Origin of the sequence: Halobacillus sp. B23F22_1 (assembly GCF_043497005.1) — a bacterium.
Taxonomy (GTDB): domain Bacteria; phylum Bacillota; class Bacilli; order Bacillales; family Halobacillaceae; genus Halobacillus_A.
On sequence record NZ_JBIEKE010000001.1, the window covers coordinates 497,085 to 513,080 of the forward strand.

A 15,996-nucleotide genomic window follows, 5' to 3' on the forward strand; every position below is an offset into this window, starting at 1 on the left:
GCTCCTTTTTTAAGCTTCTGAAATATGTTTTCCTTGGACAAAAACAAGAATGGCGAAACTAATAAAAGCAAAAAGTAAAATGGTGCCTCCCGCAATAAAAAAGATCGTATTAAAGATACCTAGCCCTCCAAAAGGGTCGGTATAATATAGCCACATTCCAACAGTAAGTCCGAATACTCCAATAAAAGAGCTCCATACATGAAAGCTGGCAAGCTTTGACGCTTTTGGAATGGCGAACACTTTATAAAAAATAGCGAAAGCAAATAGTGAAAGCCATCCAACGACTAAAATGTGAGCATGAATAGCACTTAGTTGATAGCCGCCGCCTCCTGCCATGTGCGAACCCATAAACGCTCCAATTAATGCGTAAATTGCGGACACTCTTACAAAAAATCGCGTACGATCCAAAGGAATAACCTCCATAACTATAGATTCTTCAGTCATTATACAGAAAGTCATTTCGAAAAGAAATCAACCTGACAAAATGTCGGAAAAGGTTCATAATTCCTGCTGGTTTGGAAAGAGTTAACTTTTCCTATATGATTAAATGTAGAAGGAAGGGGCGATCGACACATGGAACGAAGATTAATCGATTTTTCTACATATTTAAAACAACACTCGATTGATGCGGCGTTTATAAATTCGCCAGAGAATGTTTTTTATTTAACAGGTTTTTTAACGGATCCCCATGAACGGTTACTAGGGTTACTTGTGTTTCCTGACAGTGAGCCTGTTGTAGTCTTGCCGGGAATGGAAGCCGGGCAAATCCGAGAAGCAGGATGGACGTTTGGAGTGATTGGGTATGCCGATCACGAGGACCCGTGGGCTCTAGTGAAAAAAAGCATAAAAGAAAAAAGTATACCCCCTGTTCAAAAAGCAGGCATAGAAAAGCAAGTTTTAACTTTTGGCAGAAGTGAATCGCTGCTTCAGGTCCTGGATCAGCCGCAAGTAATTGACGTCGAAGATCAGTTGAACGAGATGAGAGTCGTGAAAGATGAACATGAAATCAGCATTATGCGAGAAGCAGCTGAACTGGCAGACTACGGAGTGCAAGTTGGGGTTGAAGCATTAGAAGAAGGTATCATGGAAATGGAAGTGTTAGCCCGAATTGAGTATGAGTTGAAGAAAAAAGGTGTCGCTGAGATGTCTTTTTCGACGATGGTGCTTTTTGGAGAAAAATCGGGACAGCCTCACGGAAATCCAGGAGACCGAAAGTTAAAACCTGGAGATTTTGTGCTGTTCGACCTTGGCGTCGTTTGGAAAGGGTATACGTCAGATATTACAAGGACCTTTGCTTTTCAATCGGTGTCGGAAGAACAGCGGCAAATGTATGAAAAGGTAAGGGAAGCCCTGCATTCATCATTAGCGTTAAGTAAACCAGGCACTCGTATAGGAGATCTTGACCAGGCTGCGAGAGATGTGATTGATAAGGCAGGCTACGGCAAGCTCTTCCCTCATCGTATTGGTCACGGGCTCGGGATTAATGTTCATGAATTCCCGTCCATGAGTCACTTAAATGATGGGGTGCTAAAAGCAGGGATGACTTATACAATAGAACCAGGGATTTATAACCCAAGCTTAGGCGGAGTACGGTTAGAAGAAGATGTCCTCGTCACCAGAGAAGGCTGTGAAACACTAACAAAAACCCCTACTGAATTGAAAATTATTAAATGACCCAAAGCCTGAAATCAGATTTTCTGATTTCAGGCTTTTCAGCTTGTGGAGAAACCCCTGTTTCTCCACAAGCTTTTTTCTTGCCGTCAGGAGCGAAAGCCCCTTGGGATTTCTTTAAGGTAGAAATGACTCTCTTTCACCTAGCTCACCTTTGTTAGATGGAGGGCAGCCTTTTTCATGTTGTGGCAGGCAGCCATCATCATCGCCTGTTCCTTAACTTTCTCTTTTACACGCAAAACTGAGTTCTTTTACATCTGCAAAGCTCCGATCAAATTTTTTATCTCCCGGTACCAGGTACAAATACGTCTCAAGTCTTACAAGAAAATATATCCCAGGCTCATTATGGTTTATTAGATTTGGCGGTAAGATGAATGTAAGTTCTAAAGAAGGAGGGAGTTTTGGTAATGAAAAAATTTTTACTTTTCCTTGCCGCGTTAGTAGCTGCAGCTGTTTTGCTTGCTAACCTTGGACCTATGATTCTTTTAGGTGTAAGTGTTTGGCTGCTTTATATCGTCTTTAAGCAATTTATGAAGAGCAATTCAACTGCCGGCAAAATTGGCTGGGTTATTCTAGGGTTAATCATTTTGAGTGTTGCGGTATCTAATATCTATGCTGTCATCGGATTAGCAGCAGCTTATGCGATTTACCTTATCGTTAAAAATTGGACAAGCCCAAAAGAAGAACCAGCGGTAACACAATCAGATGACCCATTTATTAACTTTGAAAAACAGTGGTCAGAATTAAACAAATCTTAAAAGGAGAGATCAAGGATGGCTAATTTATTTACACGATTGAAGGATACCATTTCAGCAGATTTTCATGAGGCTCTGGATCAAAAGGAGAAAAAGAATCCGATTGCGATGCTGAATCAGTACCTGCGTGAAAGTGAAAAGGAAACGGAAAAGGTTCGCAAACTCGTGGAGCGTCAGTACCAATTAAGAGATGAATTTGCTCGGGAGTACCAAAGTGCTCAGGATATGAGCGAAAAACGGAAGCATCAAGCTGAAGTCGCTCAAAAAGCTGGGGAAGAAGCGATGTATGAATTCGCAGTGAAAGAGCAGCAAGAGTATGAGGCGCGTGCTGAACGCTTGAAAAATTCCCGCATAGAATCGATCGAACAATTGGAAGTATTAGAACAAAAATATGAAGAAATGAAACACAAGCTAAAAGACATGCACTTAAAGCGTATGGAACTGATGGGGAGAGAGAATATTGCACGGGCCCATCATCGAATGAACCAGGTGATAGTAGATACGGCGGACAAGCCCTATTCCAAATTTGCGGAAATGGATCGTTATATTGAAGACTTAGAGTACAAGGTCAATAGCTCATACTATCGAAATACGTTTGACAGCAAAGTAGCACAGCTTGAGAAGGATATGAAGGATAAAGAGAATATTCCGGCTCAATCTTAATCATGATATGATAGAAGGCGCAGTGTACTGCGCCTTTTTACATAGAAGAAAGACAAGGCGAACGGAAAGGGGAATCGCTATGTTAAGACGAATGTCTACAGATACAGTGAATATTATACTTCTTATCGGAGCGATTCTTCTTGTTTTAGAAGTCGCATTCTTCAATGGTGGATTAATTGTTTCAGTTGTGTTTTCAGGGTTACTCATTTATTTTGGCTGGAAAAGTTACAAAAAGCTTTGGGCCAAGGTAATTTTCTGGATTGGAGCGATAAGCTTATTTGCCACTATTATAAATATGATGGCTGTACGCTTTCTCATCATTGCCGCTCTCGTCCTAGCGATAAGGCATTATTACCGCTCGAAAAATGCTCCTGAGCGTATAGAACCTGTCATTTACGAAGAAATGGAGAGTAGTGGAGGAGAACCAGTCCTTCGTCAGAAGTTCTTTGGAGATGATTCAACACCTGACCGTGCGTATAAGTGGCAGGATATTAATATTCACGGAGGATTCGGCGAGCGGATCGTCGATTTGAGTAATACGGTTTTACCTAATGATGAAGCCGTGATCTCCATTAGACATTTCGTCGGCAACCTATATATCTACGTTCCCTATGAAGTAGAAGTATCGATTCAGCATAGTGCAATTCTGGGTCGATCGACCATTTTCCAATATCGAAACACAAAATTAATTAATCAGACTGTTAGTTATCAAACATCTGATTATGTATTGCGCAAGCCTCGAGTGAAAATTGTGACCTCCTTAGGGTCTGGTGATATTGAGGTGAAACGCATATGATTACGTGGAAAAGACAGCTGTTCGGCAGTATTATTACGTGCGTTCTCTTAGCTTGTATTATTTTAAGCCTGACTTTAGTGGCTTTTCCTTTGCAGAACTGGGAAGAGTTATGGACGAGAAAAGTGCTGGATCTCCCGTATGTAGTATTTATCTTGCTTTTGTCTGTATCGACGGGGGCATTTATTGGCGGGGGTCAAGCCTGGTTAACGCGTCGAAAGCTCCATTATATTGAACACCAGCTTGAAGAAATTGTGAAGGGTCAGTCACTTGTATATGAAAGTCAAGAGCACAAAGAATTGTCGATCATAGAAGAGAAAATGAAAAAAATTGAAGGGAAATTCTCCTCGCAAGCAGAAATGGCTCAACGGCTGGCTTCCGAGCGTGCGCAGGAGCGAGAGAAGAGTCTTCAAGAAGTAGTGATCCAAGAAAGAAACCGCTTAGCAAGGGAGCTTCATGACTCTGTCAGCCAGCAGTTATTTGCAGCCTCTATGCTCATGTCTGCAATTAATGAAAATCGTAAACTTGAGAAGGAAGCTGAGCTGAAGCATCAATTATCGATGGTAGAAAATATGATTCATCAATCTCAGCTTGAGATGAGAGCATTACTTCTCCACTTGCGTCCTGTAGCCCTAAAAGGGAAAACATTATCAGAAGGCTCAGAGGAGCTTCTAGCTGAGCTGACACAAAAAGTTCCTATGGAAGTTGAATGGACAGTAGAACCATTATCCCTGGATAAAGGCATCGAGGATCAGCTGTTTCGGATTTTGCAAGAAGCGGTTTCCAACACATTAAGACATGCCAAAGCAAACTCTCTTCATGTGATGTTAATTGAGCGCGATCACCATATTATTTTAAGAGTAGTGGATGACGGAATTGGGTTTAAAGTCGAAGAGTCAAAAACGAGTTCCTATGGTTTGCAAAATATGAGGGAAAGAACGATCGAGGTTGGGGGAGTATTCAAAGTAATCAGCTTAGAGGGACAAGGAACAAGACTGGAAGTAAAAGTACCTATTTTATCTAGAGGAGGGGAAATGTCTTGATTACAGTACTTTTTGCGGATGATCATGAAATGGTTCGAATTGGTGTGTCGGCTTATCTTTCTTCACAAAAGGACATTAATGTCATCGCGGAAGCTAATGATGGTACAGATGCCGTGGACTTAGCGTTAAAGCATCGTCCGGATATTATTTTGATGGATCTTGTTATGAAGGAAATGGATGGAATTGAAGCTACTAAGAAAATCATCGAACAATGGGCGGATGCTAAAATTATTATTGTTACCAGCTTTCTTGATGACGAAAAAGTGTACCCAGCTTTAGAAGCGGGAGCAACCAGCTATATGTTAAAAACTTCAAAAGCAGAAGAAATTGCTAAAGCGATAAGGGAAACGTATGCTGGGCAGTCTATTCTTGAGCCAGAAGTGACAGGGAAAATTATGAATAAAATGCGTACCTCAAAGCATACTCCCCTGCATGACCAGTTGACCACTCGGGAAAAAGAAATACTAATGCTTATGTCAGAAGGGAAAACGAACCAAGAAATTTCTGAAGAATTATTTATTGCTTTAAAGACGGTGAAAGTACATGTTAGCAATATTTTAGGGAAGTTAGATGTTCATGATCGGACACAAGCCGTGATTTATGCGTTTAAACATAATTTAATCCAATAGCCTCCCCGTCAAAGGTGGAGGCTATTTCTCTAACATCACAAACAACAATCCCAGAAATAATACAAGATAAAAAATGATTAACTTTACATAAAGTTTCTGCATGTATTCACCTTCTCTATAGGGGCTTTTAGATTATCGGCTTATTGAATCTTATGTATGAGATGATTGTTCGATGAATAGAGCGCTTGTTTTCTTCTATTTGGGGAATACCAAGAAGAAGGGGCGATGGCTATGAAATGGGAAAATCCTTTGTATAATACGCTGAGCTGGTCTGGAGAGATCGATAATCAGCAAGAGAAGGAAAAAGCAGCAAAAACCTTAAGCGAAAAAGTTTCAAACGGAGATATTATTGGCGTGGGATCAGGTTCAACATCTTTATTAGCACTTAAAGCTATCGGCCTGCGAGTAAGAAAAGAGGCCATGGACGTCAAAGCTATTCCTACATCTAAAGAGGCAGCATTAAATTGCGCTTATTTTGGAGTTTCGACTACTACATTAACAGATGAAAGACCTGACTGGGGATTTGATGGGGCAGATGAGGTAGACGGGGAGAGGAACTTAATAAAAGGACGAGGCGGGGCGCTTCTTGCTGAAAAGTTAGTGATGGCCAGTTCTCCGCTTACTTACATTCTAGTGGATAGCAGAAAGTTCGTAAAAAAGCTGGGGGAAAAAACATCCGTTCCTATAGAAGTGGATCCACGCGCCATTCATTTAGTTGAGACAGAGCTGATAAAATCCTTCCACGTGGCATCCGTTCAATTAAGAATGGCCGTATCTAAAGACGGGCCTGTCATCACGGAATCAGGAAATGTTATATTCGACGTTAAATTTCAAAAAATAAATCATAATATAGAATATGAAGTAAAAGCCTTACCCGGGGTTGTAGAAACAGGGTTATTTATTGGGTATTCAGTGGAAATTTTAACTTCGTAAGCCCATTTCTTCAATAATCATTGGTATGTTTTCATACTTTTTCTATAATAGTAGTATATCCTTCCATCATAAAGGGGAATCACTATGGGACTTCCAGCTAGTCTAACGTACCACGATGAACGTTATCCGTACATTATTCTTACTCCAATAGGTAAGAAAAACAAACAGATTCGTTCAATTGGTCACAAATTCGAAAGAGGTATTCTTTCCCGAGTAAATGAAGCGATCTCTGAATATGTCGCTGAAAAGAAAATAAATGTGAGGATGGTTCAAACTTTTTTAAATATAAACGGAGATGCTTTACTTCCTGTTTCTTTTTCAAAGGATGATACACTGCATCCCCATTTGCTTAAGCCTGAATTCTTTTTATGGAAAAATTATTCTGCTGAGCACGGCCTGCCTTTAAAGGCAGAGTACAGATATGAAACGGATATTACAAGGCTGTCATCTGAACAATTGGAGCGGCATATTCGCCAAGTTATTGATGATTATATATTTGTGGCAGCGATTAGTTTAAAATCAAGGGATGAATGGCTGGAGCAAATGACGAAGGGTTTCCATAGACACCCGATTGTAGAATTAATGCATGAAAAGAAACATACGATTTCTTCAATTGAGACGATGAATCAATCTGCTTTGCTTTCTTTATTGAAATATCCAGAAGATGTATCCTTATGGCGAAATCGTGTTGATATTGTGATGCGTCCCTTTAGAACGCTTCCACAGTTGTGGGTCAATGACAGATACAGCAGCTGTCCCCATAATAAAGAACTACGGTTCATCTCCAATCAATCCATGATTCAATGTGCATGCGAAGCGTGTGATAGTCGATTTTACTACTTCACTGAAGGAAATGAAGTTCTTCTTGAAGAAGAATTCGATGTTCTTAAAGTTCGTAAACGTGTAGACACTGTACACAAACAATTTAATGAAGTGGCTGATCAGAACACGGATTTACTTTATCAATTACGTCAGCTTTCTTTTCTGAAGGAAAGATTTCATCCATATTTACCTGCGTTGGCTGAAGCTTTACAGCTGGCAGAGCAAATTGAACGTTACAAAGTTGACGAACCATTGTTAGATGCTTACCCGCTGCTTGAAATGCACAAAAAACTTTCTCAATCCAATCTGCCCATTGACTCATTTGAATCCAATCTCATTTGGCTCTCTCACATCCAGCTTGCCGACGTGACCATGGTAAAACAAGTGGAGGTGTGGCTTGAGAATCTGCCAGAAGACATGGACATGGCTTTAGAAAAATTGCTCCATGAGTTAAAGGAACGTTTAAATGAAGTCGCTTACCAGGATGATGATATTATTATTACGGTAAAAGGACGGGCTTTGGACTATCATTCTGTCCAGCATGTTTTGGATTTAGTCCATTACTACGGTACAGACTACCCAGCTCACACGCTTGTACAAGTATTAGCAGGAAAATCAACAAACAAGCTTAGAAGACTGCATCTTCATGAGACACGTTGGTTTGGGATGCTGGCGGATTGGCCTGAAAAACATATTCAACGACTTTTCAATCAGTTGGAGAAAAAAGGTTGGCTGATGAAGCAGCAAAAAGGATATTCAATTAGCCAATTTGCTGAAGAGGTCATGTGATACAAACCAATTAAAAACAGGGCTCTTAAAACAAGCCCTGAGTTACATAAGGATAGAGTATGAGGATTCACCAAGGAGGACTTATAATGAAATCAATCTTTCATCGTGCACTCGGTGATAAATTTCATGATTTACATCCGGAATTACAAAAAAAGTTTGGAATGACCAGCAGTCAAAAAGTCATGATTTTAGGCCAGGGCAGAATGACAGAAATTCGAGGCACCCCTTTATGGCTGCGCCCTTTTTTAAATATTGGAGCTAAAGACCATTTAATCTTTGCAGAACGAGGTAAGGATGTCCCTTTCACATTAGAAAACTATTCTTACGTCGATGAACAAGGGAAGGAAGCCATCAGTTACGTACGGCGGTTCTTTTTTCCATACGCGATTAGAGGTTTTGATGCAGCGATGCATTATGATGAAGAAAAGCAAGCGATTGTTGACAGTTTAGGAAAGACAGCTTCTATAACTTCAGTATTGGATGTAGATGTGTCTAAAGAAGGCGGGCTTTTGCTGCAATCCAGGGAAATGAACGTAAAGAATAAGTGGACGTTCTCTGCCCCTACTACTTCCTTATATGAACATTACGATGAAGAGGAAGAAGCGTACAGGGTGCATGTTCACGTCGAGCACCCTTGGTTCGGTACACTTATTATGTATGAGGGGCTTGTTTATGCAGAATTTTTACCAATTACTGTTTCTCATATTCCAGATCGAGGCATCTTATCCTAAGCGAGGTGAGTGAAATGTCAGAACAAGAATCAAAAGGAAATGAACATGTTCATACAGATTTTAAAGAAAGAATGACGTACGGAGAATACTTGGGCCTTGATCAATTATTGGCTGCCCAGAAACGTTTATCAGATCATCACGATGAAATGTTGTTTATTATTATTCATCAAGTAAGCGAATTATGGATGAAGCTTATTCTTCATGAATTATGGGCGGCTGTTGAATCGATTCGTAAAGGGGAAATGCAAGAAGCGTTTAAGATGCTGTCAAGGGTATCGAACATCCAAACGCAAATCATTCATGGGTGGGATGTGTTGTCTACATTAACACCTGCTGAATATATTCAGTTTAGGGATAAGCTGGGGCAGGCTTCCGGGTTCCAGTCTTATCAATATCGCATGGTTGAGTTTGCATTAGGATATAAAACGCCTCACGTGTTAAAAATTTATGAAAAGGATCCTGAACTGCACAAACAGTTGAAGGAAGCCTACGAATCGCCCAGTATATATGACGCAGCAATTGAGAAGTTAATGGAAGCTGGTTTTTCTATTAACCCACAGCTGTTGGAGCGGGATTATACGAAGGTATATGAAGCCGACCCTTCGGTTGAAGCAGCCTGGGCTAAAGTTTATAAAAACGTAGACGATTATTGGGATTTGTATCAATTGGCAGAGAAGCTCGTAGATATTGAAGACTGGCTCCAACAATGGAGGTTTCGTCATATGAAAACAGTGGAGCGGATTATAGGTCACAAGGTTGGGACAGGTGGTTCTTCAGGGGTGGGCTATTTGAAGAAAGTTTTAGACCACCGTTTTTTCCCAGAACTATGGGAAGTAAGAACGAAAATATAAAAAAATAAATTCTTTATAACAAATGTATTAATCTATTATTACATTTGTGTTACACTATGTGATGAATGTGAATAGATAGAGAATGATGAGGGAATAGAAATGAATTCATTTAATATATATTTATCAATCCTTAGTGTAATATTACTGACGGCTTGTTCATTTATGATTGCAGATGCTAATGACGATCAAGATTCCAGTGCAAATAAACAGGAGCCTTACTCGGTTACGAGTGAAAAAGAGATGAAAGATATCGAGGAGTATCAGTATTCTATTGAATTTCCTCAAACACCAAACGATCAAATTAATCAATCCATTATTGATTATGTAAATCAATTAAAAGATACGTTTAAAAAAGAAAGTTATGAAGCTAAAGTGAATCGAAACAACAATCAAAAGCATAGCTTAGCCGTGAGCTATGATGTGCTGTTTGAGGACGAGCAAGTTTTTGTTGTTAAGTTTACAGAAGTAATGGAGATGGATAAGGATGTTTCTCAGGAATCGCAAACGGTTTTGAATTTTGATAAATCAAACGGCAAGCGATTAGATCTTAATCACATTTTCACTGAAGATGGGCAGTATTTAGAAACATTAACAAAGCTGGCTAATGAAAAAGTAAAAGGAAGTTTTGATGAATCTACAGCAGAAGAGAATTTTCGTAATCTTGCTCTTAAAGGGAATCGGATAGAAGTCCATTTAACTCCTCAAGAACAAGAGAAGGCAGGAGCAGAGTCGGATCGTATTTTCATTTCTAAAACCGACTTAGAAGATATGATGAGACCACGTTATGCTGAGATCCGCAGTTCATGGATCGACGAATAAATTTAAAAAGCCTAAGCGCTTCTTACGTTTTCCTGAATCAGGATTACTTTAAGAAATGCTTAGGCTTTTGATGTCTTATATGAATTGTTTTGCAGGCGTTGTCTGCCAAATCTGTACAAAGTCTTCAATCATGGCACTAGCGGTTGGTAATTGGCCGGCCCCCGGCCCCCTTAAGGTAACAGACCCAACTAAGTCTCCTGTTACGCTAATGGCGTTGTCTACGCCTTCTATTCCGAATAGTCCGTGTGAAGGTGGAAGAAAAAGCGGCTCGACCGTCCCTTTTAATTCTCCATCTACTAGCTCTAGAGTAGCTACATGGCGGATTTTTTCGCCTTTCTCCTCAGCAGATATTAAATCGGTTTCGTTAAGGTTTGATATTCCTGTTAATGAAACCGCTGACCAATCTGGCTGCTTTTCGTAAAGCAATTGGCTTAAAATCATTAATTTATAAAAAGCGTCATGTCCCTCTATATCGTTCGTAGGGTCCGCTTCAGCATAGCCTTTTGTTTGAGCTTCCTGAAGCGCTTCAGAAAACGTTTTATTTTGATCTTGCATAGCTGTCAAAATATAATTGCTCGTGCCGTTTAATATTCCCTGTACTTTCGTAATATTATTCGTTTGCAGGAGGGTGGTCAAAGTGCCGATAATGGGAATACCTGCGGCTGTAGTAGCTTCATAGCCAACACCGATCCTTTGCTCTGCGCGCTGTATTAGCTTGTGGCCGCAGGCGGCAAACATCACCTTGTTGGCAGTAACGACATGAATATGTTGGTCAATGGCTTGTTTTAAATAGGAATAACTTGGTTCTATCCCGACGGTAGCTTCAAATATAACATCCGGCTTTTGATTTAATACGTCGTCAAAACGGTCGGTGACTATAACATTATCAGGTAAAAACCTTTCTTTATGAACATTGTGGACGAGTATGCTTGTTACTTCTACTTTGTCACCAATCAGCTTATGAAGCTGCCTGCGTTTAGTTTGTAATATTTCATAAATCCCCTGGCCCACGGTGCCGAAGCCTAGGATGGCTGCTTTAATTGTCATGTTGATTCACTGCTCCTTCGTTTAGTTTATGAGAAAGCCATGATCCCCACTGATTGAATTCGACTAAAAATCCATCGTGCCCATAATCAGTTTGGACGTGCAGATGCTCACTGTTTGCGGCTAACTGACTAAAGGGTTGAATGAGTTCTTTTGGATAGAGTAAGTCGTGCTCGAAACTCACTGTAAAAAGCGGAACCTGATATTGGGCGGCAGCCTCTTGAAGAGTGCCGCGGCTTTGACTGATATCATGGTGGTTCATCGCTTCTAGTAAATAAAGATAGCTGTTGGCATCAAATCGTTCTTTAATTTTCTCACCTTGATAATTCATATAAGATTGAATGTCGTAAAAAGATTCACTTTGGTGGCGGTCAAATCGTTTCTGAAACAGCTTTCCGCTCCGATAGGTGACCATGCCAGCCATCCGCGCAATTTCGAATCCATGTAGCTGTTCATTCTTATCATAGTTTCCGTTTAAAAAAGCAGGGTCATCCTGAATTGCCCTTGCTCCAATATGATTAAAGGCTATGCCGTAATCACTTAAGTAAGGTGTGGCGGCAAGGGCGTAAAGCTGTTTCATGAATTTAGGATAGAGAAGACCCCATTCAAGAGTCTGCATTCCCCCTAAAGACCCGCCGACTACGGCATGAACTTCGTGGATATCTAGTGTTTTTAAGGCTTCATATTGGGAACGCACGATGTCTCGAATCGTTATTTTGGGGAAATTCAGACGATACGGTACTTGCGTTTCCGGATTAACGCTTGTGGGACCTGTGGAACCGTGACACCCCCCTAGTACATTGAAGGTGATGACTTGATACGCAGTCGTATCAATAGCACAGCCATCCCCAACCAGACCTTTCCACCAGCCTGGGCTCTCTGAAGAACCTACGGTATGTTGATTTCCTGTTAGGGCATGACAAATAAGAACAACTGGAGCATGCTCAGGACCGCAGCGTTCATAAGCTAACTCCACGTCTTGAAGTGTATCTCCAGACTCTAAAGTAAAGTTTCCAATCGAAACCTTTGTATGAGCATGTTGGTTCATCACGTATTTTATGGACATGCGCGTTGCCCTCCTTACTAAATTGACGGCATATAAAAAAGCCCTCTTCTGAAATAAGAAGAGGGCGGTTCGTTAGGTTCCTCCTCTTATCTGTCAGATCGGTATGATCTGTAGGAATTAGCACCTTTTCAAGTCGTTCCTTGAAGGTTGCCGGGCGTCACAGGGCCTAGTCCCTCTGCCACTCTAGATAAGAGTTATTTAATTAATCGTTGCATTAAAGGTATGTTACGAATTATAGAATGAGCTGTACATAATGTCAAACTATTTGTGAAAATCCATTCCTACGTTTGAAAGGTATAGGCGTTGGGAAAGTACTTATAGAGACCAAGAAAAAAAGGAGAGAATCAAACATGAAGGAATATAGTGTAGCGCCAAATAAAGACGTAACAGGCTGGATTGTAAAAATTGAAGATATCGCTCCAACGGACGAATATGATGAGCGAGACACAGCTGTAGAAAAAGCTAAAGAAATGGCTCAAGAAAATAAGCCGAGCCGTCTAATCATTTTAGATCAGAATCACGAAGTAGAAGAAGAAATTAAATATTAGTCAGAAAAGCTCCCAGACGGGAGCTTTTTTTATAGAAATAATGAAGTAAAAACGTTACGCTGAAGATAACAATGATAAGGGTGTGCGCAACGTATGAATTCAAATGCAGATGTAATTATAGTCGGGGCTCGCGTTGCTGGGGCAAGCCTTGCGATCTTATTAGGAAGGATAGGGAAGAAGGTCTTATTGTTAGACAAAGCAGTTTTTCCTAGTGATACGCTTTCAACTCATCATCTTTCGCACCTTGAATATGTCAAAAAGCTTGGTGTATTAGAACAGGTAGAAGCTTCAGGCTTGCGGAAAATAAACCGTATGCGTACTTACATAGGAAATAGCTTTATAGAAGGGCCTCGTGCATCGTATACCCTGATTCCAAGAAGAGAACAATTTGACCATGTGTTAGTGAAAAAGGCACTGTCCTATCCCACCGTCGAATTGAAGGAAGGATATCAAGTTAACGATATTCTCAAAAACCAGGGTCGCGTCCAAGGTGTTAAAGCACAAGATAAAAAAGGTAAGGTTCACGAATTTAAAGCCTCCCTTGTCGTAGGAGCAGATGGTAAAAATTCATTTATCGCTAAACAAACGGGTGCCCAAAAATATAACGAACAATCTCCTATCCGTCCTGTGTTTTATGGATATTATCATCATGTGCAGCCTCTAGTGGAACCAACAACAGAAATATTCCTGGATAAAGGAAGAATTGGTTTTTTATTTCCTATGGAGCCGGGGGTGGACTGCTTAGGTTTAGAAGTATTTCCCTATGAGTTCTCTGAGATAGCGAAACACCCTGAAAGATTCGAAGAAATTTACCGGCAGTTTTACGGAATGGAAAGGCGGTTAGAGCAAGCATCGCTTCAAGGCAAAATCATTGGTACTACAGGTATGCCTAACTTTTTTAGAGAGGCTGGAGGAAACGGATGGGCGTTAGTAGGTGATGCAGCTCATAGTAAAGATCCGAGTACTGGTTTAGGAATGAATGATGCCCTGATGCAGTCTTTCCTTTTAGCAGAAGCGATTGAGGCTTGGGATAACGGTGGCTCGTGGCGCGAGCTCATCAAGCATTTTCAAAAGCAAAGGGATGAAAATTTAGGTCCAGGCTACCGTTTAACATTAGACTATATTCAATCTCGCAGAGCGCTTACGTCACAGGAAGAATCTTTGTTCCAGGCGATGGCTGCAAACCCAATGGTGTGGAATAAAGTGGTTCCCCATTTGCCAAAGCTGCTTAAGCAGCAATCCCAACACATGCCTGAACTGTATGGATCAGTGGAGCATGAAGCAAAGAGTTTTGGTCTTGAGTACTAAATGAAAGAGGGGAAATCTATGACTTGGACTAAAGAGACAGCGTTTGCTAAATTACAGGACATTTATACCGATAAAGTGATGCAGGACGAGAAACGTAGAATCTTTCAGCAAATTTATCGTCATCTTTATGAGCATTTAGATGATTTAGCTGTAAAGACAGGCATGAAAGAGGATGCTGAGAAGCAGCTTAAGTTGTTCAAAGAGTATACGTTTATGCCGGGTGATAATCTGTTCCAATCTATGCGCTATGTATTTCTCATCGCCAGAGGGGAGAAGGAGACTGATCCTAACGAAACAGAAAGGCATTTGAATCGAATTTATCGAGCCCTTTTTCAGCCAGCCGGTTTAAAGAATCCGTATATCCCTGATTCTTTTTGGACGACAACGCTGGGGGTGGCCTGTCTTGTGGCGCAGGAAGGGGTAGAGTCCGTCTACTTTGTATTAGATGAAATTGTGGAAGATGAATAATACGAGAGACCTCCTTTTGGAAAAAAGAGGTCTCCTTTTTATAGTTGAAAAAAAGTTCGGATTTGACCTGTGATTCCTTTAAAGGATTCTTCTTCCTCTAAGTTAGAGAGCATCCCTTTTATAACCGCATGCCGAGCAGAAGGTTTCTGAATTTCTTCTAGAAGTACTGCAATCGTCACTTCAATATCACCCGATGCCTTTTCCTTTATTTCTTCTAATGTGTGCACTATGGTGTCGAGCTGGTTGTAATAAAAATCTTCAGGAATGATTTCATTCATTAATTGATCAGTTATGATTGGTTGATCGTCGTTGCGGTTAAAGCCTTCAACCAGGTAGTCTGTTCGTTTTAAAATCGCCTTACACAAATTTTCAATATCAAATTCAACCTCTTCGATAATAATGAGATCCATGTATGCTTTAAACATACCCTGCATTAACAGTGTCACTTCCCATATCGAATGATCAATCTTTTTTCCATATATGGCCAGAAGACTTCTTTTGTAGAATAAGTAAGAGTGAAAGCGCATCTGTTGAAGAAAGGATTCAATGTCCTCGTTGAAAGGGATGGCTTGTTCCCGAATTTGCATAATAATAAAGTCACGGTGTTTAATGATTTCCTGATAAGTAACCGTCAGCTGTTTTACAAATTTAGTCCGGGGGTCTAAATCCATCGATTCAATAGCAGCGGTTTTTTGTTCGATTTCCTTAGAATAATGAGTAAAGATAGCGAGCAGTAATTCATCTTTCGATTTGAAATGAAGGTAAAAAGCTCCCTTAGAGATACTGCATTCATTAGCGATCTCTTGCACAGAAGTTGTGCTGAATCCTTTTTTGGCAAATAGTTTAATTGCTTGTTGTATGATATTTATTTTTTTATCTTCCATCTTGAAAGCTCCTTCATTTTTTCCGTAGTAAAGTTATCCCTCGTCTTATGACTATTTAGTTAATGTGGGAATGAAAGTGATTCATTCCTGTTTTATAGTTTTATGTCCATTATTATAACCATAGCAGGTTTGTATGAAGGATTAAATATGAAACTAGAAATTGAGTCTCCATCATTTCT

Annotated in this window: 18 protein-coding genes and 1 riboswitch; of the genes, 14 read left to right on the plus strand and 4 right to left on the minus strand. The window is 40.3% G+C overall.

Features of this window, described 5'->3' with window-relative positions:
* Window positions 1-9 precede the first annotated feature (9 nt).
* Window positions 10-408, minus strand: a complete 399-nt coding sequence (locus tag ACGTNH_RS02485) for a hypothetical protein (protein WP_394584769.1) — start codon at window positions 406-408, stop codon at window positions 10-12.
* Between the two features lie 165 nt (window positions 409-573).
* On the opposite strand from ACGTNH_RS02485, the gene ACGTNH_RS02490 reads away from it, so the two are divergent.
* The 11 genes from ACGTNH_RS02490 to ACGTNH_RS02540 all read left to right on the plus strand — a co-directional run bounded on the left by ACGTNH_RS02490 (window position 574) and on the right by ACGTNH_RS02540 (window position 10,499).
* Window positions 574-1,674, plus strand: coding sequence for a M24 family metallopeptidase (locus ACGTNH_RS02490; protein ID WP_394584770.1), 1,101 nt, complete (start codon window positions 574-576; stop codon window positions 1,672-1,674).
* A 404-nt stretch (window positions 1,675-2,078) separates the two neighbouring features.
* On the plus strand, window positions 2,079-2,429 hold the full coding sequence (locus tag ACGTNH_RS02495; RefSeq protein ID WP_394584772.1) for a lmo0954 family membrane protein: 351 nt from the start codon (window positions 2,079-2,081) through the stop codon (window positions 2,427-2,429).
* Window positions 2,430-2,444: 15 nt separating this feature from the next.
* Entirely contained in the window at window positions 2,445-3,089 is a 645-nt protein-coding gene (locus ACGTNH_RS02500) for a PspA/IM30 family protein (protein ID WP_394584774.1), read from the plus strand.
* A 79-nt stretch (window positions 3,090-3,168) separates the two neighbouring features.
* Complete coding sequence (gene liaF / locus ACGTNH_RS02505; RefSeq protein ID WP_394584776.1) at window positions 3,169-3,885, plus strand: cell wall-active antibiotics response protein LiaF; 717 nt, start codon at window positions 3,169-3,171, stop codon at window positions 3,883-3,885.
* A complete protein-coding gene (locus tag ACGTNH_RS02510; RefSeq protein ID WP_394584777.1) occupies window positions 3,882-4,925 on the plus strand; it encodes a sensor histidine kinase in 1,044 nt (347 codons plus the stop codon). The genes liaF and ACGTNH_RS02510 overlap by 4 nt, the downstream gene beginning before the upstream one ends.
* Window positions 4,922-5,554, plus strand: a complete 633-nt coding sequence (locus tag ACGTNH_RS02515; protein ID WP_394584779.1) for a response regulator — start codon at window positions 4,922-4,924, stop codon at window positions 5,552-5,554. Before ACGTNH_RS02510 ends, ACGTNH_RS02515 begins: the two co-directional genes overlap by 4 nt.
* A gap of 231 nt (window positions 5,555-5,785) precedes the next feature.
* A complete protein-coding gene (gene rpiA / locus ACGTNH_RS02520; protein ID WP_394584781.1) occupies window positions 5,786-6,487 on the plus strand; it encodes a ribose 5-phosphate isomerase A in 702 nt (233 codons plus the stop codon).
* 84 nt (window positions 6,488-6,571) lie between these two features.
* Window positions 6,572-8,098: an RQC-minor-2 family DNA-binding protein gene (locus ACGTNH_RS02525; protein ID WP_394584783.1), complete on the plus strand. Its 1,527-nt coding sequence runs from the start codon at window positions 6,572-6,574 to the stop codon at window positions 8,096-8,098.
* 86 nt (window positions 8,099-8,184) lie between these two features.
* On the plus strand, window positions 8,185-8,829 hold the full coding sequence (locus tag ACGTNH_RS02530) for a DUF4166 domain-containing protein (protein ID WP_394584785.1): 645 nt from the start codon (window positions 8,185-8,187) through the stop codon (window positions 8,827-8,829).
* Window positions 8,830-8,843: 14 nt separating this feature from the next.
* On the plus strand, window positions 8,844-9,680 hold the full coding sequence (gene kynA, locus ACGTNH_RS02535) for a tryptophan 2,3-dioxygenase (protein WP_394584787.1): 837 nt from the start codon (window positions 8,844-8,846) through the stop codon (window positions 9,678-9,680).
* 99 nt (window positions 9,681-9,779) lie between these two features.
* Window positions 9,780-10,499, plus strand: coding sequence for a hypothetical protein (locus tag ACGTNH_RS02540; RefSeq protein ID WP_394584788.1), 720 nt, complete (start codon window positions 9,780-9,782; stop codon window positions 10,497-10,499).
* Between the two features lie 75 nt (window positions 10,500-10,574).
* Here ACGTNH_RS02540 and ACGTNH_RS02545 read toward each other — a convergent pair whose 3' ends face one another.
* Both ACGTNH_RS02545 and metX read right to left on the minus strand, forming a co-directional pair.
* Entirely contained in the window at window positions 10,575-11,546 is a 972-nt protein-coding gene (locus ACGTNH_RS02545) for a homoserine dehydrogenase (protein WP_394584790.1), read from the minus strand.
* Complete coding sequence (gene metX / locus ACGTNH_RS02550; protein ID WP_394584791.1) at window positions 11,536-12,609, minus strand: homoserine O-acetyltransferase MetX; 1,074 nt, start codon at window positions 12,607-12,609, stop codon at window positions 11,536-11,538. Before metX ends, ACGTNH_RS02545 begins: the two co-directional genes overlap by 11 nt.
* An 83-nt stretch (window positions 12,610-12,692) precedes the next feature.
* A riboswitch (SAM riboswitch) is annotated at window positions 12,693-12,803 on the minus strand.
* 156 nt (window positions 12,804-12,959) lie between these two features.
* On the opposite strand from metX, the gene ACGTNH_RS02555 reads away from it, so the two are divergent.
* The 3 genes from ACGTNH_RS02555 to ACGTNH_RS02565 all read left to right on the plus strand — a co-directional run bounded on the left by ACGTNH_RS02555 (window position 12,960) and on the right by ACGTNH_RS02565 (window position 14,933).
* Entirely contained in the window at window positions 12,960-13,157 is a 198-nt protein-coding gene (locus ACGTNH_RS02555) for a DUF2188 domain-containing protein (protein ID WP_394584792.1), read from the plus strand.
* A gap of 93 nt (window positions 13,158-13,250) precedes the next feature.
* Window positions 13,251-14,465, plus strand: coding sequence for an NAD(P)/FAD-dependent oxidoreductase (locus ACGTNH_RS02560; RefSeq protein ID WP_394584793.1), 1,215 nt, complete (start codon window positions 13,251-13,253; stop codon window positions 14,463-14,465).
* An 18-nt stretch (window positions 14,466-14,483) separates the two neighbouring features.
* Window positions 14,484-14,933 (plus strand): hypothetical protein, encoded by a 450-nt coding sequence (locus ACGTNH_RS02565; RefSeq protein WP_394584794.1) that lies wholly within the window; start codon window positions 14,484-14,486, stop codon window positions 14,931-14,933.
* A gap of 38 nt (window positions 14,934-14,971) precedes the next feature.
* Here ACGTNH_RS02565 and ACGTNH_RS02570 read toward each other — a convergent pair whose 3' ends face one another.
* Window positions 14,972-15,817, minus strand: a complete 846-nt coding sequence (locus ACGTNH_RS02570) for a TetR/AcrR family transcriptional regulator (RefSeq protein ID WP_394584795.1) — start codon at window positions 15,815-15,817, stop codon at window positions 14,972-14,974.
* Window positions 15,818-15,996: the final 179 nt, after the last annotated feature.